This window comes from Pseudomonadota bacterium, assembly GCA_010028905.1.
In the GTDB taxonomy this organism is placed as follows: Bacteria; Vulcanimicrobiota; Xenobia; order RGZZ01; family RGZZ01; genus RGZZ01.
Window position 1 is genome coordinate 1 of the sequence record RGZZ01000836.1, and the last position, 1,319, is coordinate 1,319.

2 protein-coding genes are annotated in these 1,319 nt (G+C 67.7%); both read left to right on the forward strand.

Annotated features, from left to right (window positions below; genetic code table 11):
- On the forward strand, window positions 1–558 hold a 558-nt coding region (locus tag EB084_25735), incomplete at its 5' end, for a hypothetical protein (protein NDD31665.1).
- Between the two features lie 74 nt (window positions 559–632).
- Window positions 633–1,319, forward strand: a 687-nt coding sequence (locus EB084_25740; protein NDD31666.1) for a phenylacetate--CoA ligase family protein, incomplete at its 3' end; no start/stop codon positions are given.

The window sequence follows — 1,319 nt, forward strand, 5'->3', positions numbered from 1 at the left end:
ACGGGCAGCATCCATCATCTGCTGGCTCGGTTGCAGAGCCTCGAGATCGTGCGCCTCGAAGAAGATGCGCCGGTGGCCGACGGAGAGGCCGGCAGGCTCGTCTTCACCTCGCACCACCGCCGCGGGCAGCGCATCGAGCGCTACGACGTGGGCGACATGGGGCGCTGGGTGCGTGAGCCGTGCGCGTGCGGTCGCCTCGACCCGCGCTTCGAGCTGCTCGGCCGCCACGGCGACGTCTTCCGCGCCGGCACGAACTTCCTGAACTACCGCAAGCTCACGCGCATCGCCAGCGATTTCTGCGACTACGGCGGCCCCACGCAGGTCGAGATCTCTGACGGCGATGGGTGTGACGTGCTCACCGTCTTCGTGACCGCAGACCAGGTCGACACGAACGCGCTGCGGGATGCGCTCATCGCCCACGACCTGGACGTGGCCGACTCGGTGAGCCTCGGCATGGCGCTGCGGGTCGAGGCCATCAGCCCCCAGGCCTTCCGCCACACCGCGGGCAGCGGCAAGCTGCGCGAGGTCATCGACAGCCGCCAGGCGGCCGCGCGATGACGGCGTGCTACACCCCGGCGCGCGTCGCAAGTGCGATGGGCTGACCCGGTTTCGAAACCCGTTGAGGAGAACCCATGCGCATCTACACCCTCGATGAGATCGTGAGCGCAGCGCGAGAGCGATCGCCCTTCTACCGCGACCTGTATCGCGACGTGCCTCACAAGGCGGGCCTGCAGGTCACCGACCTGCCGGTCATCGATCAAGAGGCCTTCTGGCAGAGCAACCGACATCCCGCGTTCGGCGCCCTCACCGGCCCCATGACCGATGGCATCGTCTTTCGCAGCGGAGGCACCACCGGGAACCCGAAGTTCTCGGTGTTCACCCGCGCCGAGTGGGACACGTTCACCGAGATCTTCGGGCGCGGCTTCGGGTACAACGGCCTGGCCCCCGGCGATCGCATCGCCAACCTTTTCTACGCGGGCGATCTGTACGCGTCGTTCCTGTTCGTGGCAGACTCACTCGAACACGCGCCGGTGCCCACTGTGCACCTGCCCATGAGCGGCGCCGTCGACATCGCGTCGATGGCCCAGACCCTGCACGAGTTCTCGGCGAACGCGCTGGCCGGCGTGCCGACCACCATCATGAATCTGGCCCACCACGTCGTGTCGTCCGGCATCTCCATCCCGCTCACGAAGATCTTCTTCGGTGGAGAGGCCATGTACCCGGATCAGCGTGAGACCCTGGCCCGCGTCTTCCCCGGCGTGGTGATACGATCGCTGGGCTACGCCAGCGTCGACGCGGGGCTGCTGGGCTACGCCGAC